Origin of the sequence: Streptomyces sp. NPDC007084 (assembly GCF_040703595.1) — a bacterium.
Taxonomy (GTDB): Bacteria; Actinomycetota; Actinomycetes; order Streptomycetales; family Streptomycetaceae; genus Streptomyces.
In genome coordinates this window covers 98,279-118,021 of record NZ_JBEYFY010000019.1, presented here as the reverse complement: position 1 = coordinate 118,021, position 19,743 = coordinate 98,279, and the positions used below count along the sequence as shown (strand labels likewise).

Below are 19,743 nucleotides of genomic sequence, written 5' to 3'. Positions count from 1 at the left end.
GTGTCGCCGTCCGCTGACAGGTCGTCGTTCCCGTCCGCTGACAGTTCGTCGTCCTCGTTCGGCACGGTCAGCCGCCCGAAGGAGTGGGCGTGGTCCGGCGGCGGACGGCTCCGGTGGCGAGGTCGACCGCGAGGAACGCGGCGAGGGGGATACCGAACAGCGGCAGCGCCCAGCCCAGTGCCACGACGGCGACGACACCGAGCGCGAGGCCCCAGGACGGCATACCGCGCCACGCGCCCCGGGCCGGCGGAGAACCGAGCGGGGCGCGGCGGTCGGCGCGGGTGGGACGGCGCTGCCACCACATGCGGTAGCCCCAGAAGATCACGCAGATCAGACCGACGGCCAGGACTGCCAGCAGGATCTGGTTGGCGAGGCCGAACAGGGTGCCCATGTGGACGTTGATGCCCCAGCGGGTCAGCTTGGACAGCAACGGCCAGTCGGCGAAGTCGACCCGGTCCACGACCTGGTCGGTGGCGGCGTCGACGGCGACGCTGTCGCGGCCGACGGGCCACAGGTTGCGGGTCTGCGACACGGTCCACGCGGTGGCGCCGTCCTGCGGTACGGCGATCTCGACCGGGCCGTCCACACCGTCCCGCCTGGCCGCGTCGAGCACACCGTCGATGTCGGCGGGGTCGGCGCCCTTGGCCCCGTCGGTGTCCGTCCCGCCGGCCGCGTGGTCGTGACCCCCCGTCGCCGTCTCCGCCGAGCCCGACAGCGTGGTGGAGACGCCCGGGGTGCCGGAGCGCAGCGCGTCGAGGGCCTGGGAGAAGTGTTCGCCGGCGAAGCGCGACCAGGTCAGTCCAGTCGCGGAGAGGGCGAGCAGGCCGACCGCGAGCCACACACCGGTGACGGCGTGCCAGTTACGGGTGCGTCGTACGCCCTTCTTCGCGGCACGGTCCGGGACAAGGAGCCGTCGCGCCGTCCGGGTGCCGCGCTGTCGGCGCCACCACAGGACCAGTCCGCCGAGGACCAGGACCCACAGCCAACTGGCGGCGAACTCCGAGTAGTAACGGCCGGCCGTGCCCAGGTGCAGGTTCCGGTGGAAATCGTCCAGCCAGGTCGTCAGCGGGGTGCTGCCGTACCAGGTGGTCAGCCGGCCCGTCACCTTGCCGGTGTAGGGGTCGACGTAGACCGTGTGCGCCTTCTCGCCCAGCTCGGGCAGCGCGAAGTCCACCTGGGTGGTGGCGTCACCGTGTCCCGGACGGACGGCGGTCAGGGTGCCCGTTGGGTGCTCGGCGCGGGCGGCGGCCACCTGGCGGGAAAGCGGCCTGACCTCGTCACCGGTGTGGGCGACGCTCAACTCCTTGTCGTAGACGAGGGAGTCGAGCTGGGGCGTGAAGGTGTACAGAAGTCCGGTCACGGCGGCCACGAGCAGGAACGGCGCCACCAGGACACCGGCGTAGAAGTGCAGCCGTGTCAGCAGCGCGCCGAAACCCGTCCGGCGCGGGGCCGGCGCGGGCGGGCCGGCCGCGGTCGCCGGTCTTTTGGCAGGGGCGTCGGGCAGTTCGGGTATCTCGGAGCTGACGGACATGGTCGGACCTCGCTCTGTCGGCGGCGCGCGCGGCACCGGCTGTGTGCAGGGCAAGGCGACGCCCGCCGAAGACCCCGGCGGGCGTCGCCCTACACCGGCCGCACTTCGGCCGCTGCCCCCAGACAGTCGTACGGAGGGACGCGCGAGTTCCCGGCCCGGTCCACGTTCCTTTCCGATCCGCTGAGCCACGGGACGCGTGAGACCCCCGTACTCGGGTGTACGGGGGTCTCACGGGTGCGGAAGCATCACGGGTACGGGGGCCTCACGCATCCGAGGACATCGGGCGCGGCGGGGCCGTCGGACCGCTCCGTCCCGGCCTGCGGTCACTCGGGGCGGGAGCGGGTGGGTGCCGTGCGGGTCAGCTGTCCAGGGTTCCCTGGCGGGCGTCGCTCCACAGGTCGACGCTGAAGCTGCCCGCGGTCAGCTCGTCGATCTCGCTCAGCTCCTCGGCCGAGAAGTCGAGGTTGTCGAGCGCCGCGACGTTCTGCTCCAACTGCTCGGTACGGGAGGCGCCGATCACCAGGGAGGTGACCCGCTCGTCACGCAGCGCCCAGGCGAGGGCCATCTGGGCGAGGCTCTGGCCGCGCCGGCCGGCGATGTCGTTCAGGGCCCGCAGCCGGCGCAGGGTCTCCTCGGAGAGCCACCCCGTGTCGAAGGACTTGTCCTGGGCGGCCCGCGAGTCCTTCGGAACGCCGTCCAAGTAGCGGCCCGTCAGGAGCCCCTGGGCGAGCGCGGTGAAGCCGATGACACCGAAGCCCTCGTCGTCGGCGGCGTCGAGGAGACCGTCGGTCTCGATCCACCGGTTGAGCATGTTGTACGACGGCTGGTGGATCAGCAGCGGGGTGCCCAGCTCGCGCAGGATGGCGGCGGCCTGGCGGCTGCGCTCGGTGTCGTAGGAGGAGATGCCGACGTAGAGCGCCTTGCCCTGGCGGACCGCGGTGTCCAGCGCGGTCATCGTCTCCTCCAGCGGCGTGGTGGGGTCCAGCCGGTGCGAGTAGAAGATGTCGACGTAGTCCAGGCCCATCCGGCTGAGGGACTGGTCCAGCGAGGCGAGCACGTACTTGCGGGAGCCGCCGCCCTGGCCGTACGGACCGGGCCACATGTCCCAGCCGGCCTTGGTCGAGACGATCAGCTCGTCGCGGTACGGCTTCAGGTCCTGCCGCATCAGCCGGCCGAAGTTGATCTCCGCCGAGCCGTAGGGCGGGCCGTAGTTGTTGGCCAGGTCGTGGTGCGTGATCCCGAGGTCGAACGCCCGCAGGGCGATCTCGCGCTGCGTCTCGAAGGGCTTGTCGTCGCCGAAGTTGTGCCAGTAGCCCAGCGACAGGAGCGGGAGGTCGAGTCCGGAGCGGCCGGTGCGCCGGTAGCGCATGGTGCCGTCGTAGCGCTTGGGATCAGGGACGTGGCTCATGGTGTTGGTTCTCCGCCGGCGACAGGATCGGCCCTTTTCGCTGATCGAAAGGGGCATGACCTCATGCTGCGCCGCCTCCGGGGTGAAGTCCAACCGCTGGGTGCGCTGCGATTCAGCGGCGGAAGTCATGAATCGCGCCGCCGGACGCGTGCCCGATCCAGGCCCGCTCGTGCCGGATACGTCCCCGGGTTCCGACCGGCTCGTGGGGCTTCCGACCGGCTCGTGGGGCTTCTGGCGGGCTCGCGGGGCTTCTGGCCGGCTCGCGGGGGCTTATGGACGGCTCGCGGGCGGGAAATGGGTCGCGGGGCGGTCGCGTGAGCCGCTACGTTCCGCCTGCCCGGTGGGGCACGGCACGCGAACCACGGAGGGACCGGACATGGGGACCGAGGGCACGCGCACGGATCGCTTGGGTCTGCTGCTGGAACAGTTCGACAAGGCGAGGGAGGCGGCCCGGGTACGGCTGACGGGACTCGGCGACGAGGAGTACCTCTGGGAGCCGGTGCCGGGATGCTGGTCGCTCCGGCCCCGCGCCGAGGCGAGGACGCCGAGGGCGTTCGGGCCGGGCGCGTGGGTGATGGACCTGGGCGCCGCGGACATTCCCGCGAGCGAGTACGCCGAGGTCGCCCGGCAGGCCGCGGACGGGATGACCGTCGACAAGATCGCCGAGGACTGGAGCGTGAGTGTCGAACGCGTACGGGAGGTGCTCGCCCACACCGGTGAACCGGAGCCCGACGAGACGCCGGTCACGACCATCGCGTGGCGCATCGCCCATCTGCACTTCCACTTCCAGGGCGGCTGGGAGTGGACCTTCGGCGAACGGCGCCGGGAGCCGAAGCTGCTGGTCGACTTCACCCCCTCGGCCGCACTCGCGCTGGAACGCTTCTGGGCGCTCATCGACCGCTGGCGGGACAGCGTCGGCACCCTCACCGAGGAACAGCTCGACACGGTCGGCCTCTCGCAGTACCCGTACGGCTCGGACCCCGACGACCCCTATGTCTCCGTACTGGCCGGGGCCAATTTCGAGTTCATCCACCACATGGCCGAGATCGCGCTGCTCCGCGACCTGTGGCGGGCCCGCTCGACGAGCGCGGGATAGCCGGGCCGGGCCGAGCGCCCGTACGGGGTCGAGCCGCGCCCACCGCCGAGCCGCGCCACGACCGGCATCACCCGTCCGGGGGCGCTGTATACGGAGGCGCGCCTGGAATCCATCCAGCATGCGGCTCCCCACACACGCGACACCACCCCCGACGCCGACACCGAAACGGGCTCCGGCTCCGGCTCCGGCGGATTACCCGGAACAGGGTGACTTTCCGGGCCCGGAACAGGGTGACCTCCCGGCGTTTGAGGCGCGCATGGAGGCGGTCAAGCTCCGGATGGACGCCCGGCTGGCGGTCGCGGCGGTCGCGTACGAGGTCAACACCGCGCACATCGCTACGGCGCCGGTCGACTGGTCGCAAATCACCGCCCCGCCCGCCCATCCCGCCCCCCTCCGGGTCCCCACTCCCTACGGGACGCCGGTCGCGGCGCTCCTGCACCGGGCCGCGCTGCGGCTGCGGGAGGCCGGCTGGTGCGCGGGGGCGCTGGTGGACGAGGCGGGGGCCCTGTGCTCGCAGGGCGCGATCCGCCGCGAGGCCGGGGGCGACCGGCGTCTGGAGGCGCGGGCGATGGACGTACTGCTGGAGGTCATCCGGCGGAGGTTCGGACCGTCGGTGGAGTCGGTGCCAACCTTCAACGACGCCTGGGCCGACGGCCGCGAACCGACCCGCATGATGGAACAGGCGAGTGTCCTGGCGGACGCGCGCGGCATCTGAACCGGCGTGACGGACAAGGGGGTTCACCACCGACCGGCGCTCCGTCTCCACCCCCGTCTCCACCCCCGTCTCCACCGACGTCTCCCCCCTCCCCCTCCCCCTTCGCCTCCGCCTCCGTCGATCAACACCGGGATTCTCTGGCCTGATTGATCGTTGCGCCGGTTGCCGCCGGGAGCCGAGACTGCTGTACGAACAGGAACGCAGCGGACGGGGCACTCGGTGAAGCGGATCCATTTCACTGCCGAGGACCTGATGCGCACCCGAGTGGCGCCGACCATCGGCGTGGCGGCGGAGACGTTCGACAGCGTGCGGATGCTGCGGGAGCACGGTGGCGGTCTCGCGTTCCGGCGCTGGCAGGTGGCGGTCCGGGGACGGCTGCGCGAACAGGCGCTTCCCCTGGTCGCGTTGATGCCGCGACAAGGCCCGCTGGTCGACGTGGTGAGTCTGGCGGGGAGTTCGGCGTCCATCGACGAGGCGGTGGACCAACTCCTCCGGGCGCCGCGTGACTTGATGCGTATCGAGCTGGAGAACGTCGACTTCCGTCCGACGTACCGGTCCCTCGCGCGGAACCTGGTGGACGGCGACCGTACGGCACGGCTCCAGGTCGCCTCGGCTTTGCGGGCCTGTCACGGTCTGACCGTCGCACCGTACTGGACCAGGGTGCGCACTCATCTCACGCGGGCCCGCGCCGCTTACGTCGACTCCCTGGCCGAGGGCGGTGTCGAGCAACTCCTCACGTCCCTCTGCGGGCCGCTGGTCCGCTGGCGGCCACCGGTGCTCGAAATCCGGCATCCCCGGGACCAGGACGTGCACTTGAACGGGCGGGGGCTCGTGATCGCGCCGACCCTGTTCTCCTCGCAGGAGATCGAACTCCTCCAGGCGCCCCTGGACCCGGACCGGCCGCCCGTCCTGGCCATCCCGAGTGTGCGTGACGCGCTCGACGGCACGGCCTTGTGGGACGGGACCGGCGAGTTCGGGGCCGAACCGCTGGACGACCTGCTGGGGCGCACCCGGGCCGCGGTCCTCCGGGCCGCCGTCGACGGCTGCGGAACGACGGACCTGGCCCGCGTGCTGGAGATCTCCCCGGCGACCACCAGCCACCACACCTCCGTACTGCGCAAAGCCGGCCTGATCGCCAGCAGGCGGGACGGCCGCACGGTCGTCCACACCGTCACCCCGCTGGGCCGGGCACTGCTGGAACCGGGGTCGGGGACGACCTGAGGGCGGCCGGGTCCGACGACTCCGGCACCTCTCGCCCCGACTGTCGGCGCCATCGGTGGGCACTTGTGTCTGTCGAGGCACAGACCGCCCGCGCAGGGGGACGGTGATCGGACAAGTCGAGGGAGGCGGGCGGCCGGTGGAAGCGAGAAGACCTGACGTCAAGGCGAAAGGCGATGCGATGGCCGAAGCAGTGCGCGACGTGATGACCGGGCTCCCGCGATCGGTCCCACCCCAGACTCCCGTCACCGAGGTCGCCCGTTACATGCGTGACGAGGGCATCGGGGCGGTGCTGGTCACCGAGCGCGGGCGGCTGCGCGGTGTCGTCACCGACCGGGATCTGGTGGTCCGGGTGATGTGCCGGGGCGGCGACATCGACCAGGTGACGGCCGAACAGGCGTGCAGTGACGTACTGGTGACCGTCTCTCCCGACGACGACCTCGACCGGGCGATCACCCTCATGCGTCAGCGTGCCGTCCGGCGCATTCCCGTCGTGGACGACGGCCTGCCGGTCGGCATCGTCACTCTCGGGGACATCGCCGTCGAGAGCGAGCCGGAGTCCGTGCTCTCCGCCATCAGCAACGCCACTCCCAACGAGTGAGTGGCGGGCCTCAGTTGCCGGGGGCGCCGGCCGTGCGGGTCGCGAGGTCCTCGTCCGTGACCGGGCGCAGGACCCGGCACGGGGTCCCGACGGCGACGGTCATGGGAGGGATGTCGCGGCTGACCACGCTGCCGGCGCCGATCACCGATCCGTAACCGATCCGGACGCCGGGCAGGACGACCGCGTTGCTGCCGATCCAGACCTTGTCCTCGATCACGATCGGCTCCGAGAACCGGGCGAAGTCCACCCGGCGCGCGGCGTGCACGGGGTGTCCGGTGGTGGTCAGGGTGACGCTGGGCGCGATCATCACGCCGTCACCGATGCGGATGTCGACGTCGTCGACGAAGGTCAGGTTCACGTTGCCGAAGAAGTCGTCGCCGATGTGGACGTTGCTGCCGAACCCCGCGTGGAACGGGGGCAGCAGGACCGTGCGTTCGCCCACCGAGCCGAGGATGGCGACGAGCAGCGCCCGGCGCTTCTCGGGTTCGCTCGGGGGCGTGTGGTTGTAGGCGAAGATCTCGTCGGTGCGCCGTCGTCCGTTCTGGAAGGCCGCTTCGGACTCCGTGTAGACGAGCCCCTTGGCGATCCGGGCCAGGACCTCTTCCTCGTCCGCCCGCGGCTCAGCGGAACCGTCCATACGTCCGACCTCCCAGGTGCGGCGACGCGGCACTCCCCCGTCAACTCCCCTCCGGATCTTACGTGTTGAGGGGCGGCGACGGCATCGCTTTATAGCGGGCCGCGCCCCCGCACCCGTCGGTCACGAAACCTCCACGGAATGACGGCAGTGATCTCGGCGACCCCGGGGCACCCGCCGGTCAACGTCGACCGAAGGGGGGATGGTGGTGATAGTGGTCGCTCTTCTGTTGCTGCCCGCCCAGGGAGCCCTGCTCTACGCGATGGACCGCCTTGAGGACCGGGTGCTCAACGAACACGAGGCACCCGCGCGCCCGGCCCGCCACGCACGCACCCGGCATCTGCGTCTGATCAAGGGCGCCAAGGCGGAGAACGGCGCGACCGAGCGGGCCGGGCGCGGCGAGCGGCGGTCCGACGCGGCCTGAGGCGCGCCGGGCGGGCAGGTCTCGGACAGGCCGCCGTCGGGTACGCGGACGTGGGACAGGCCGGCGTGGGACAGGCGCGGGCATCGGGCCCTGATTCGTGCGGGCGGGGGCATGCGGGGCAGGTCCTGCGGGGGGCCCTGCGGGGGGGTACGTGCGCGCGCCTTACCTCTCCTGGACGGTTCACGCCTGCCGGCAGGTGCGCCGGGCGGGGGTGCGCTGGGCGCGGAGCCGCTGGGCGACGAGGGCGAGCGCGGCCAGGAAGGCGACCGCCGCGGCGTAGACGACGGACGTCTCGTGCAGCCCTGTGTGGGTGACGGCGATTCCGGCGATCACGGCGGGGACACTGAAGGACACGTAGGAGATCACGAAGGCGACGGAGAGCAGTTCGCCGCGTTCGGCAGGGGCGGCCACCCGGGCCAGGGTGCCGAAACTGGCGAGGGCGGAGGCGCCGAATCCGACGCCGGCGATGACGGTGCCCAGCGCCGCCAGGGTGAGGGAGTGGTCCTCGACCCCGGAGAGGGCGACGGCGGTGCCGGCCAGCAGCAGGCCGGCGCCGAGGGCGAGGGTGCGGCCGACGGGCCAGCCGCGCAGGGTCAGGGCGGTCAGGGACGCCGGGACGGTCAGGAGTGTGACGACCAGTCCGCCGACGACGTGGTTGGTGAGGCCGAACAGCCCGGCGGCGACGGACGGTCCGAGCGAGAGGTACAGGCCGCCGAGCGCCCAGCTCGCGACGAGGATCGGCACGAGTCCGAGCAGGTCGGCGCGCAGGTGCGAGGCGACCCTGAGGCGGGGCTGGAGCGAGCGGGCGGCGCCGGGGCGGCGCAGCGAGGTCTCGGGCAGGGCCAGGAGGACAGCGCCGGCGATGGCGAGGCCGGCCAGGAGCAGCACGTAGACGAGGCGGGTGGGGTGCGGCCCGTACTGGACGAGGAGGCCGCAGCCGAGGGCGCCCAGACCGAGCCCGAAGGTGGGGGCCGCGCCGGTGATCACGCCGGCCCGGTGGGGCGCGTGGGCGGGGTTCAGGTCGGCGAGCGCGGCGCCGAGGGCGGTCATGGCGGCGCCGGTCGCGACGCCCTGGACCAGTCGCGCGGTCATCAGCAGGGTGATGTCGTCCGCGGTGAGGAACAGGACCATCGACACGGCTTCGAGGGCGATGGCGGACAGCAGGACCGGGCGCCGGCCGAGGTGGTCGGAGAGGGCGCCGAGAACCAGGAGGGCCGCGATCATGCCGAGGACGTAGACCGCGAAGACGGTGGTGAGGGTGGTCGCGGAGAAGTGCCATTGCCGCTGGTAGACGACGTAGAGCGGGGACGGCGCGCTGGACGCGGCCATGAAGAGGACGAAGACGAGGGCCAGCGCGGCGAAGGCGGCCGGGCGGCCGAGTTCACGTCGGCGGCGGCCGGGCGGCGCGTCGGCGGAGGGCGGAGCGGTCCGGCTGGAGGGCAGGGCGGAACCAGGCATGACGAGGTCTCCAAACGCAGCGATCAATGCGTTAACGACGCTAGCACTAACGCAGCGATCAGTGCGATAATTCCGTCATGGTCGATGTCTCAGCTCAGGTACGCCCCGGCGGTCGCTCGGCGAAGGTGCGGGCGGCGGTCCACCGCGCGGTCGGGGAACTTCTCGCCGAGGAGCCCGCCGAGGCCTTGACGATCCCCGCCGTCGCCGCCCGCGCGGGCGTGCACGCCACGACCGTCTACCGGCGCTGGGGCTCGGCCGCGCATCTGCTGAACGACGTGGCGACCAGCAGGTTCAGCGGCGATGTGGTGGTGCCCGACTCCGGTTCGCTCAGCGGGGACCTGGAGCGGTGGATGGAGGACGTGGCCACCGACCTCGCCGACCCGGACACGCTCGCGCTGATGCGCGCCACGATCGGTTCCGGTCCGGAGGGCGGCTGCGCGTGCACGGCGGACCGGCACGAGCAGCTCAGCGCCATCATCGAGCGCGAGCGCTCCCGGGGCGGCAGCGCGCCGGACGTCGAGAGCGCCGTGGACTGCCTGCTCGGCCCGCTGTACTACCGGGCGATCTTCAGCGCCCAGCCCGCCTCGCCCGACTGGGCGCGGCGGCTGGTGGCCACCTTCCTGGCGGCGTCCTGACACTCGGACCTGTGTGCGGCGGCCCGAAGCCAGGATGGGGGTGAGGCGGCCTGAAGCCGGGATGGGTGAGGCGTCCTGAAGCCGGGGCCTGCGCGGGGTCCTGAAGCCGGGGCCTGTGCGGGGTCCTGAAGCCGGGGCCTGTGCGGGGTCCTGAAGCCGGGGCCTGTGCGGGGTCCTGAAGGTCAGACCAAGGCGGCCGACGGCGCCCGTCACCGCGGGCGCCGATCACCAGCATCCCGGGCGCCGATCATCAGGGCCCCGGGCGCCGGTCGCCAGGACCCCCGGGCGCCGGTCACACCATCGTGGGACGCGCGGCCCGGGGTGCGTCCGGGCCCCGGCGGACCGGACGGCGAGGTGGAGCCGCGCGGCCCGCTGGACGCGGGCCGGCGGTCATCAGGGTGGTGTTCACTCCCCCGTCACGGGGCCCACGGGCACATCGCCCCGCAGGGTGATGCGGTGCATCACCCGGTGCTGGTCGCCGTAGTCGCGGTTGGCGTAGTGCGAGGTGGCGCGGTTGTCCCAGAGCGCCACGTCGCCCGGCTGCCAGCGGTGGCGGACCGTGTGTTCGGGCTTGGTGAGGTGGGCGTAGAGGATGTCGAGGATGCCCCGGCTCTCGTGCTCGGAGACGCCCGCGATGTGCGAGGTGAACCCGGGGTTCACGAACAGGCCCTTGCGGCCACTCTCGGGGTGCACGCGCACGACGGGGTGTTCCACCGGGACCAGGTCGGTGAACACCTCCCCCTCCCACAGGTTGCCGCGGCCCTTCCGCTTCTGGGCGAGGTAGTACCCGAACTCGCGGCTGCCGTCGTGGACCGCCGTGAGCGGGTCGATCAGGGCGCGCAGGCCGGGCGTCAGCGACTCGTACGCCAGCTGGCTGTCCGCCCATGACGTGTCGCCGCCGAAGGGCGGGAGGACCACGGCACGCAGGACGGAGATCGCCGGCGGCCGGCGTACGAACGTCACATCGGTGTGCCAGACGTCGGCGAACCCGTTGTCCTGGCTGTCGAGGGAGTACACCTCCTCGGGCACGTCGCCCGAGTCGTGCACCGGGTGGCCGACCGTCACCTCGCCGAGGCGCCGGCCGAAGTCGATCTGTGCCCGGTCGTCGATGTCCTGGCCGGGGACGAAGAGCACCTTGTACGTCACGAGGGCCGCCCGCAGCGCGAGGACCTGCTCGTCGTCCAGCCGGCCGAGGTCGACGTCGTACACCTCGGCGCCGAAGCTCGGCCCGAGCGGGACGATCCGCAGGCCGGCGGTACCGGGCCGGTGCGTTCGGAGCCGCTCGCTCTCGTGCGTGTGCTCGCTGATGACGGTCATTCCGTCTCTCCTTTCACATGGTGCTCACCGGATGCCGGGGGGCGTTCATCGGGTGTCGGGGCGTTCGCTGGTTGTCAGGGGGCCAGTTGTGGGGCTGTCAGGGGGTGTTCGCGGGGGTCAGGGTCTTTCTCGGATGCCAGGGGTTCATCGGGGCCGCGGCCCGTTCGAGCGGTCGGTGGTCCTCATACGGCGGCGGCCTTCACCTCGTGGGCGATCCGGGCGCGCAGTTCGGCGAACTCGGCCGAGGCACGCAGGTCTTCGGAGTCGACGCCGGTACGCGGCAGGGGCACCGGCAGGTCCAGGACGACCGTGCCGGGTCGCTTGCTGAGCACCACCACCCGTGAGCCGAGGAAGACGGCCTCGTCCGCGGAGTGGGTGACGAACACCGCCGTCCGCCCGGTCTGGGCCGTCACCCGCCGTACGTCGTCCTGAAGGCGTTCGCGGGTGAGCGCGTCCAGCGCGGCGAAGGGTTCGTCGAGGAGGAAGAGCGGGTTCTCCGCCGCCAGAGCGCGGGCGATGGCGACGCGTTGCTGCTGGCCGCCGGAGATCTCCCAGACGCGGCGCTTGTCCGTGCCTTCGAGTCCGACGCGTTCCAGCAACTCCGCCCGGCGGTGCGGCCATTGCGCCTTCGGGACACCCGCGTAGCGCAGCGCCAGGTCGACGTTGCCGCCGACGGTGCGCCACGGGAACAGGCGCGGCTGCTGGAAGACGACGCCGGCCGCCTGTCCGGGCCGGGGCTGCGCCCCGGAGACCCGCACCGTCCCTTGCGTGGGGTGCTCGAATCCGGCGATCAGCCGCAGCAGGGTGCTCTTCCCGCAGCCGGACGCGCCGACGAGGACGAGGAACTCCCCCGGTGGGACGTCCAGTTGGACCGGCCCTACGGCGGTGACGGTCTCGGCTCCCCGGCCGTAGCGGTGGGTGACGTTCTCCAGCCGCACCGAACCCGGCGCTCCGTCCGCGCCCGACGGACGGACCGTCACGGTCCGTTCCTTGCGGCCGACTTCACTTGAGGCCATCGGGCAGCCCCTTCAGATAGAGCGCCTTGCGGACGGTGGCCTCGGACGGAGCGGCGTCGATCTGCTTCTGGCCGGCGAGGAAGGCCCCCGTATCGGTCAGGTACGAGGCCAGCTTGCCGGGGTTGCCTTCGGTGCCGAGCCAGTCGGCCGACGCGACCTGCTGCGGGGTGAGGAAGACGCCCTGGGTGAGCTGTGCCTTGGCGTCGGCGAGGCTGATGCCGAGTTCGTTCGCGATGGCCTTCGCCGAACCCCCCGGGTCGGACTTGATCCGGCGCAGGCCGTCCGCCTCGACCCGGCGCCAGGTCTCGATCACCTTGGGGTCCTTCGCGATGAGCGCGTCGGACACCACGGCGAGGTCAAGGGTGGGCTTCCCGCGCGAGCCGATCTCCTTGCTGCTCACCAACTGCGTTCCGGTCTTGCGGAGTTCGTCGAGGGTCGGCAGCCAGACGTACGCCGCGTCGATGTCCCCCCGCTGCCAGGCGGCCAGGATGGGCTGGGGCTGGAGGTCGATCAGCTTCACGTCGGACGCCTTGATGCCGGCCTCCTCCAGCGCGGCCAGCAGGCTGTAGTGCGAGGTGGAGGCGAACGGGGTGGCGATCGTCTTCCCCTTGAGCCCGGCGACATCGGTGATGCCGGTGGACTTGCGGGCGACGAGGGCCTCGTTCTCACCGGCCACGTCCAGGACGAACGCGACCTTGTACGGGATCGGCGAGGAGCCGGCTATGCCGCGCGCGAACGGGCTCGACCCGAGGGCCGCGATGTCGAGGGAGCCGCCGATGAACGCCTGGTTGACGCTGGCGCCCGAGTCGAACTTGATCCAGCTGATCTTGTGGTCCGGCAGCGCCTTCTCCAGCAGCTTCTGGTTCTTGACCAGCAGGTCGCCGCTCGGGAAGGCGAAGTAGCCGATGCGCAGCTTCTTGGTACCGCCCGAGGACCCCCCGTCGTCGGAGGAGCAGCCGGTGACGGCGACGGAGGCCGCGCCGAGCGCGGCGGCGAGCAGGGCACGACGGGTCGGGCGACCCGTGAAGGGACCGGAGAGGGCTCTGGACGCCGGAGAACTCATGAGATGCCGTTTCTGGGAAGGGACGGTGCCGCTCGGGCGGCGGGAGCGGATGGAGGGGGCGGGTGGTGGAGGAGACGAGTGGGCGAATTGACGGGTGGGCGAGTTGGCGGGTGGACGAGCGGTGAAGCGGACGCGGGGAGGGCGGGGTCTCGTTGGTCGGGCCGGGCTGGTGCGCGGGGTCTCGTTGGTCGGACGGGCTGGTGCGCGGCCAAGGTCAGGCGTGGCCGCGCCAGGGCACGACGGTGCGTTCGAGCCACAGCAGCAGTCCGTCGATGACCAGACCGGAAATGCCGATGGCCGCGATCCCGACCAGCACGACGGGCGTGTTGTTGTAGTTGGCGGCGTCCTTGACCATGCCTCCGATGCCGGGCAGGCCGTTGACGAGTTCGGCGGCGACGAGCGAGGAGTACGCGACGCCGACGGCCAGCCGGACACCGGTGAAGATCTCCGGGAGTGCCGAGGGCAGCACCACGTCCCTGACGACGTCCCGGCGGGAGGCACCGAGCGCGCGGGCCGCCTCCCTGAGGTGGCGGGGCGCCGCGGCGACGGCCGTGGTGGTGGCGACCGCGACCGGCGGGAAGGCGGCCACGGCCAGCAGCGTGATCTTCGGTTCCTCGTTGATGCCGAGCCAGACGATCAGGAGGGAGAAGTAGGCCAGCGGCGGCAGCGTCCGCAGGAAGGTGATCCACGGCTCCAGCAGCGAACGCACCCAGCCGACCGTGCCCATGACCAGCCCGAAGAGCACCCCGAGCACGATGCCGATACCGGCGCCGAACGCGATGCGCCGCAGGCTGATGCCCAGGTGCTCCACCAGGTAGGTGCCGTTGTATCCGCGCACTCCGTCGTGCGTCGTGGACACGTCGATGAACGCGTCCCACACCTTGGCGGGCGGCGGCACGAGCGTCTCGCTCCAGGCGCCGCTGGCGGCGACCGCCTGCCAGCCGAGAAGGAACAGCAGGAGAGAGCCGAGGGGCAGGGCGAGTCGACGGGACCAGGTCAGCAGCCGCGAGCGGACGGAGGGGCCCGGGCCGGGCGGTTCGTCGTCGGCTTGGTCGCGCAGGATGTCGGGCACAGCGGGTGCTGTGGACACGGAGGGCCTCCACGGGCCTCGTAAGGGATGACGGACAGACCCGCGCGGCAACGGGCGCGGGCGGCAAGGCGGGACCGGAGGTGTGCCCTGGCAGCGAGGAAGAGGGCGGAGGCGTCCGGGGACAGGACACGCCCGCGACCGCTGCGGGACCTCAGGGGCGCCTCAGGGGTGGAGGATCAACAACACGACGCGGTACAGCGGCACAGGTCGATGACCAGGCGGCGTACCAACGTTTCGTGGATCACGAGGAAAGTTGTACAGCAGGGGGACCACACCGCACCAGGAGCTGTCCACCCTCTGGAACACGCCACGGCCCCCGGGAACACGCCACATCCCTCCGGACACGCCTCAGCGCCAGAACTCGTCCGCCCCCGGACCCTCACGGCACACCGGGCGTCGGCCGAACACGCATCGCATTGCCGATGTGGCCGCCGGGGAGTTCACTGGAGTGATGCCGACCTTCGCCACCACGCTGACGGGCTTCTGGCCCTCGCGTCGTGATGATCTCTACGACGGGCTGTGTCGCAGGGGAGCCTGACCGCACCCCCACGGCCCGGACAGCCCCGGCGCCGCGGATTCACCCCTTCCGGCCCCTGCGCTCCCTTCCTCTCCCGGCTCCGCCTCTCCACGGTGGCCGCCACTCCACCATGGCCGCCGCTCCCGCGCGGCCACCCGGTCCGCATCATCACCAGAACCGAGGTCCGTCATGTCCGTGACCGATGAGCTGCTCGCCAACAACGCGCGCTACGCCGAGACCTTCTCGGGCCCGCTGCCCCTGCCGCCCTCCAGGCAACTCGCCGTCGTGGCCTGCATGGACGCCCGGCTGAACGTGTACGACGTCCTCGGCCTCCGGGACGGCGAGGCCCATGTCATCCGCAACGCCGGAGGGGTGATCACGGCCGACGAGATCCGCTCCCTCGCCATCAGCCAACGCCTCCTGGGCACCGAGGAGATCATCCTCATCCACCACACCGACTGCGGCATGCTGACCTTCACCGACGACGCCTTCAAGGACACGGTCCAGAAGGACACCGGTATCCGGCCGCCCTGGGCGCCCGAGGCCTTCGACGACCTGGACGCGGACGTCCGCCAGTCGATCGCCCGGATCAAGGCCGACCCGTTCATCGCGCACAAGGACGCGGTCCGGGGCTTCGTCTTCGACGTGGCGACCGGCAGGCTCACCGAAGTCCTGTGAACCCGCCCGTGTGACAGCCGGACGCGTCAAGATCTTCCGGATTGCGACGTACGCCGGATTGTTTGCTACGGCAACATGACGGCCTCATGGCAGGACCTGGGAAAACCTGGTGGTCGTCTCAAAGTACGGACCAAGCTGAAGCCCGCCCGCTCGGGGCTCCGATCCGTACCCGCAGAAAGCCTCACCACGCATGCCTTCGTCTTGTCTCTCCGGCGCTGCCCAGGCGCACCTCCCGTGTGTGGTGAGGGGGTGCCGTCCGTGCTGCGCTATGTGACGCGCAAAGCGGCCGGCTGGCTCCTGATGATCGTGGTCGCCACCAACGCGACCTACTTCCTGGCCAGTTGGTTTCTCGACCCGCGGTCGAACTTCAAGGAGCTGCGGCCCGTCCGCACCGAGGCCCAGATCGACCGCGCCCTCGCGCCCTACAACCTGGACCCGCGGGTCCCCCTGGTGCACCGGTGGTGGGACTGGCTCACCTCGGTGACCCTGCACTTCGACTGGGGGAAGTCCCCCACCGGCGTCTCGGTCAACGGCGAGGTGGGCTACCGGTCCCTCGTCAGCGCGGAGCTGGTCGTCGTCGCGACCGTCCTGTCCGTCGTGATCGGTGTGGCGCTCGGGGTCTACACCGCCGCACGCCAGTACGGCTGGGCGGACCGGGTCTCGCAGGCGGTGTCGATCGCGGTGTTCAACGTCCCGACGTCCGTCGCCGCGCTCGCCGTCGTGTTCGTCGCGATCTGGCTGAACCAGCACGCCGGACTGCACTTCCTCTACGTGGCGGGCGAGAACTCCCCTGACGTCCAAGGGCTCTTGCCGACGATCGGCGACCGCCTCCTGCATCTGATCCTGCCGACCCTGACGCTGACCTTGATGGGCTACGTCGGCTACCACCTGACGCAGCGCTCCCTGCTGCTGGACACGATCAACGCCGACTTCGTGCGCACCGCGCAGGCCACCGGCCTCACACGCGGCCAGGCGATCCGCCGGCACGCCCTGCGGACCGCGCTCATCCCGACGGCGGCCTCCGTGGCGTTCAGCGTTCCCGCCATCTTCACGGGCGCCATCATCACCGAGTCGATCTTCGGCTGGAACGGCATGGGCCGCTACTTCATCCAGACGATCAGCAAGAACGACGTGCACGGCACGGTGGCGACCGCCGCCTTCGCCGCGGCCCTCACCGCGATCGGCGCGATCCTCGCGGACATCGCCACCGTCTTCCTCGACCCGAGAGTGCGGGTGAGCTGAGGTGACCACCGACACGACGAACGCCGCGTCGCCTCGCCTGCCGGGCAAGCCTGTTGGCGTCTCCTCCGCTCGCGGGCGGACGGACCTCGGTCTGAGCCGGCTCTACACGCGGCGGTTTCTGCGCAACCGGCTCGCGGTCGCCGGAGTGGTGATCCTCGTCCTGCTGGTGCTGTTCGGCGCCCTGGGCGGTCTGTTCACCCCGTACGCCCACACCGACGCCGACTTCACCGCGCTCACCCAACCACCCAGCGCCCAGCACTGGTTCGGCACCAACCAGGGCGGCAACGACATCTACGCGTGCGCCGTGCACGGCCTGCGGCGCTCCCTGACGATCGCCGTGAGCGTCTCCGTGCTCACGATCATCGTGGCCGCCGTCATCGGCTCCGGTGCCGCGTACTTCGGGGGCCGGGTCGAGCGGGTGACGCTCGCCGTCATCCACTTCCTGCTGATCGTGCCGTCGTTCCTCATCCTCGCCCTGGTCTCGCACCGACTGGCCGGTGACTGGCGGGTCCTCATCGTCGTGCTGACCGTGTTCGGCTGGATGTCGACGGCACGGGTGATCTGGTCGGTGTCGACCTCGCTGCGCGAGCGGGACTACGTGACGGCCGCCGAGTTCATGGGCGTCGGCCCGGCGCGCATCATCGTGCGCCACATCATCCCGAACCTGGGCTCACTGCTGATCGTGAACCTGACCCTCGGTGTCGTCGCGACCGTGCTGAGCGAAACCGCCCTGTCGTTCCTCGGGTTCGGTGTCCAGACCCCGGACGTGTCGCTCGGCACGATGCTCGCCGACGGCGCGAGCACCGTCACCAGCGCGCCCTGGCTCTTCGCCTTCCCGGCGGGGCTGGTCGTCCTGCTCACCGTGTCGATGACGTTCATCGGCGACGGTCTGCGCGACGCCCTCGACCCCACCTCGGTGACCGGCTCGGCAGGAGGCCGACGATGACCCTCGCGACCCCGCTGCTCGACCCGGTGCCTCCCGCCGGCGCCGGCCCCGTGCTCTCCGTAAGGGACCTGCGGATCTCCTTCCCCTCCGAGGCCGGGACCGTCGAGGCGGTGCGCGGCGTGAGCTTCGACCTGCTGCCCGGCCGGACGCTGTGCGTCGTGGGCGAGTCCGGCTCGGGCAAGTCCGCGACGGCGATGGGCGTCATGGGCCTGCTGCCGCCCTCGGCCAAGCTGAGCGGGCAGGTGCTGCTGGGCGGACGCGACCTGGTGGGCCTCGACGACCGGGCGTTGTCACAGGTACGGGGCGACTCCATCGGCATGGTGTTCCAGGACCCCCTGTCCGCGCTCACCCCCATCTACTCCGTGGGCCGGCTCCTGTCCGACGCGCTGCGGGTCCACCAGAACCTGACGAAGCGGGCGGCGTGGGAGCAGGCGGTGGAACTGCTCGACCTCGTCGGCATCCCCGACGCGCGCGGCCGGGCCGCGTCCTTCCCGCACGAGTTCTCCGGCGGGATGCGGCAGCGCGTGGTCATCGCCATGGCGATCGCCAACAAGCCGTCCGTGCTCGTGGCCGACGAGCCGACCACGGCGCTCGACGTGACCGTGCAGGCGCAGATCCTCGACGTGCTGCGTCTGGCACAGCGGGAGACCGGTGCCGGGCTCGTGCTGATCACCCACGACCTCGGGGTCGTCGCCGGTCACGCGGACGATGTCGCGGTGATGTACGCGGGCCGTTTCGTGGAGCACGCGGGCGTGAGGGAGCTGTTCCGCCGCCCGACGATGCCCTACACCGCGCGGCTGCTGGCGGCGGTGCCGACCGTGGACGGCGGGGAGCGCCGGCCACTGGTCCCCATCGGCGGGGAGCCGCCCGCGCTGGTGGGTCTCCCGGACGGCTGCGCCTTCGCGCCCCGGTGCGCTGTCGCCGTCGACGCGTGCCACTCCGGGGAACCGGAGCTGCTGCCGGTCGCCGGGCACGGGCACGTGGCCTGTCGGCGTGCCGCGGAGATCGCCGGCGGCACCCTCGATCCGACGGGCGGCGCCGGCGCCGTCGAGGAACCGGCGGACGCGGACCGTCCGGGGGCCGGTGAGGTCGTGCTCCGGGTCGAGGATCTCGTCAAGACCTTCCCGGTCACCAAGGGTGCCCTCCTCAAGCGGCGCGTCGGAACGCTGCACGCGGTCAACCAGGTCGGTTTCGAGCTGCGTGCCGGGGAGACCCTCGCCCTGGTCGGTGAGTCCGGCAGCGGCAAGACGACGACCCTGCTGGAGATCCTCCGGCTCCGGCGGCCCGAGGGCGGCCGGATCGAGATCGCCGGCACCGATGTCGGCGCGCTCGAATCAGCGTCCCGGGTACGGGAGTTGCGGCAGGACGTGCAGATCGTGATGCAGGACCCGCTCGGGTCGCTGGATCCGCGGCTGCCCGTCTTCCAGTTGCTCGCCGAACCCCTGCGGGCCGTCGGGCGGGACCGCGCCTCGATCGGCCCGCGCGTCCGCGAGCTGCTGCGTCTCGTCGGTCTGGACGAGGCGGTGAGCGACCGTTTCCCGGCCGCCCTGTCCGGCGGGCAGCGGCAACGGGTGGGCATCGCCCGTGCCCTGGCCACGGAGCCGAGACTCCTCGCCCTCGACGAACCGCTCTCCGCGCTGGACGTGTCGGTGCAGGCCGGGGTCATCAACCTGCTGGCGCGGCTGAAGCGTGAACTCGGCCTGGCCTACCTCGTGGTCGCCCACGATCTGGGAGTGGTCCGGTACATCTCCGACCGGATCGCGGTGATGTACCTGGGCCACATCGTCGAGACCGGCGAGACCGAGGCGATCTTCTCCGATCCGCGGCACCCGTACACCCGCGCGCTGCTGTCGGCGATCCCGGTGCCCGACCCGGAGCGCGAACGCACCCGTGAGCGGGTCGTGTTGGCGGGTGAACAGCCGAACGCCGCTCGTTTGCCCGCCGGTTGTGTCTTCGTCGACCGCTGTCCGCTGTACCGGCTCTCCGGCGACGGCGTACGTCAACGCTGCCGCACGGAACGGCCGTTGCCAAAGCCGGTGAATGGCCAGTCCGGTCAGTCCGGTCAGTCCGCTCAGTCCGGCCAGTCCGGCCAGTCCGGCCACCAGTACGCCTGTCACGGCGTCTGAGCGGCCCGCCCCGTCCGGGCAAGCACAC

The 19,743-nt window shown here is 71.6% G+C and carries 18 protein-coding genes; 10 read left to right on the top strand and 8 right to left on the bottom strand.

Annotated elements, in window-relative coordinates:
- Positions 1-67: 67 nt before the first annotated feature.
- Both AB0912_RS18230 and mgrA read right to left on the bottom strand, forming a co-directional pair.
- The gene (locus AB0912_RS18230) at positions 68-1,531 is read right to left on the bottom strand and encodes a PepSY domain-containing protein (RefSeq protein ID WP_366700764.1); all 1,464 of its coding nucleotides are present in this window, start codon (positions 1,529-1,531) and stop codon (positions 68-70) included.
- A 358-nt stretch (positions 1,532-1,889) separates the two neighbouring features.
- On the bottom strand, positions 1,890-2,939 hold the full coding sequence (gene mgrA, locus AB0912_RS18225) for an L-glyceraldehyde 3-phosphate reductase (RefSeq protein WP_366700762.1): 1,050 nt from the start codon (positions 2,937-2,939) through the stop codon (positions 1,890-1,892).
- A 376-nt stretch (positions 2,940-3,315) separates the two neighbouring features.
- Here mgrA and AB0912_RS18220 point away from each other — a divergent pair, with 376 nt between their 5' ends.
- The 4 genes from AB0912_RS18220 (at position 3,316) to AB0912_RS18205 (ending at position 6,569) form a co-directional block, all read left to right on the top strand.
- Entirely contained in the window at positions 3,316-4,035 is a 720-nt protein-coding gene (locus AB0912_RS18220; RefSeq protein ID WP_366700760.1) for a DinB family protein, read from the top strand.
- Between the two features lie 256 nt (positions 4,036-4,291).
- Positions 4,292-4,750: a hypothetical protein gene (locus AB0912_RS18215; RefSeq protein ID WP_366700758.1), complete on the top strand. Its 459-nt coding sequence runs from the start codon at positions 4,292-4,294 to the stop codon at positions 4,748-4,750.
- A 219-nt stretch (positions 4,751-4,969) separates the two neighbouring features.
- A complete protein-coding gene (locus AB0912_RS18210; protein WP_366700756.1) occupies positions 4,970-5,971 on the top strand; it encodes a helix-turn-helix domain-containing protein in 1,002 nt (333 codons plus the stop codon).
- A 178-nt stretch (positions 5,972-6,149) separates the two neighbouring features.
- Positions 6,150-6,569, top strand: coding sequence for a CBS domain-containing protein (locus AB0912_RS18205; protein WP_366700754.1), 420 nt, complete (start codon positions 6,150-6,152; stop codon positions 6,567-6,569).
- Between the two features lie 10 nt (positions 6,570-6,579).
- Here the strand turns inward: AB0912_RS18205 and AB0912_RS18200 are convergent, their stop codons facing one another.
- Positions 6,580-7,206 (bottom strand): sugar O-acetyltransferase, encoded by a 627-nt coding sequence (locus AB0912_RS18200; RefSeq protein ID WP_366700752.1) that lies wholly within the window; start codon positions 7,204-7,206, stop codon positions 6,580-6,582.
- Between the two features lie 211 nt (positions 7,207-7,417).
- On the opposite strand from AB0912_RS18200, the gene AB0912_RS18195 reads away from it, so the two are divergent.
- Positions 7,418-7,627 carry a hypothetical protein gene (locus tag AB0912_RS18195; RefSeq protein WP_366700750.1) on the top strand — a complete coding sequence of 70 codons (210 nt, stop codon included), beginning with the start codon at positions 7,418-7,420 and terminating at the stop codon, positions 7,625-7,627.
- Between the two features lie 180 nt (positions 7,628-7,807).
- Here the strand turns inward: AB0912_RS18195 and AB0912_RS18190 are convergent, their stop codons facing one another.
- Positions 7,808-9,085, bottom strand: a complete 1,278-nt coding sequence (locus AB0912_RS18190) for an MFS transporter (protein WP_366700748.1) — start codon at positions 9,083-9,085, stop codon at positions 7,808-7,810.
- Positions 9,086-9,162: 77 nt separating this feature from the next.
- Here AB0912_RS18190 and AB0912_RS18185 point away from each other — a divergent pair, with 77 nt between their 5' ends.
- Complete coding sequence (locus AB0912_RS18185) at positions 9,163-9,720, top strand: TetR/AcrR family transcriptional regulator (RefSeq protein ID WP_366700746.1); 558 nt, start codon at positions 9,163-9,165, stop codon at positions 9,718-9,720.
- A 405-nt stretch (positions 9,721-10,125) separates the two neighbouring features.
- On the opposite strand, the gene AB0912_RS18180 is transcribed toward AB0912_RS18185, so the two are convergent.
- From AB0912_RS18180 to AB0912_RS18165, 4 genes are all read right to left on the bottom strand, one after another.
- Entirely contained in the window at positions 10,126-11,037 is a 912-nt protein-coding gene (locus AB0912_RS18180; protein ID WP_366700744.1) for a TauD/TfdA family dioxygenase, read from the bottom strand.
- Positions 11,038-11,219: 182 nt separating this feature from the next.
- The gene (locus AB0912_RS18175; protein ID WP_366700742.1) at positions 11,220-12,053 is read right to left on the bottom strand and encodes an ABC transporter ATP-binding protein; all 834 of its coding nucleotides are present in this window, start codon (positions 12,051-12,053) and stop codon (positions 11,220-11,222) included.
- Positions 12,040-13,053: an ABC transporter substrate-binding protein gene (locus AB0912_RS18170; RefSeq protein ID WP_366700826.1), complete on the bottom strand. Its 1,014-nt coding sequence runs from the start codon at positions 13,051-13,053 to the stop codon at positions 12,040-12,042. Before AB0912_RS18170 ends, AB0912_RS18175 begins: the two co-directional genes overlap by 14 nt.
- Positions 13,054-13,330: 277 nt before the next feature.
- The gene (locus AB0912_RS18165; protein ID WP_366700824.1) at positions 13,331-14,119 is read right to left on the bottom strand and encodes an ABC transporter permease; all 789 of its coding nucleotides are present in this window, start codon (positions 14,117-14,119) and stop codon (positions 13,331-13,333) included.
- 793 nt (positions 14,120-14,912) lie between these two features.
- On the opposite strand from AB0912_RS18165, the gene AB0912_RS18160 reads away from it, so the two are divergent.
- The 4 genes from AB0912_RS18160 to AB0912_RS18145 all read left to right on the top strand — a co-directional run bounded on the left by AB0912_RS18160 (position 14,913) and on the right by AB0912_RS18145 (position 19,715).
- Positions 14,913-15,401 (top strand): carbonic anhydrase, encoded by a 489-nt coding sequence (locus AB0912_RS18160; RefSeq protein WP_366700740.1) that lies wholly within the window; start codon positions 14,913-14,915, stop codon positions 15,399-15,401.
- Positions 15,402-15,659: 258 nt separating this feature from the next.
- Complete coding sequence (locus AB0912_RS18155; RefSeq protein WP_366700822.1) at positions 15,660-16,643, top strand: ABC transporter permease; 984 nt, start codon at positions 15,660-15,662, stop codon at positions 16,641-16,643.
- A 37-nt stretch (positions 16,644-16,680) separates the two neighbouring features.
- The gene (locus AB0912_RS18150) at positions 16,681-17,589 is read left to right on the top strand and encodes an ABC transporter permease (RefSeq protein ID WP_366700820.1); all 909 of its coding nucleotides are present in this window, start codon (positions 16,681-16,683) and stop codon (positions 17,587-17,589) included.
- Positions 17,586-19,715, top strand: a complete 2,130-nt coding sequence (locus AB0912_RS18145; protein ID WP_366700738.1) for an ABC transporter ATP-binding protein — start codon at positions 17,586-17,588, stop codon at positions 19,713-19,715. Before AB0912_RS18150 ends, AB0912_RS18145 begins: the two co-directional genes overlap by 4 nt.
- The last annotated feature ends 28 nt before the right edge of the window (positions 19,716-19,743 follow it).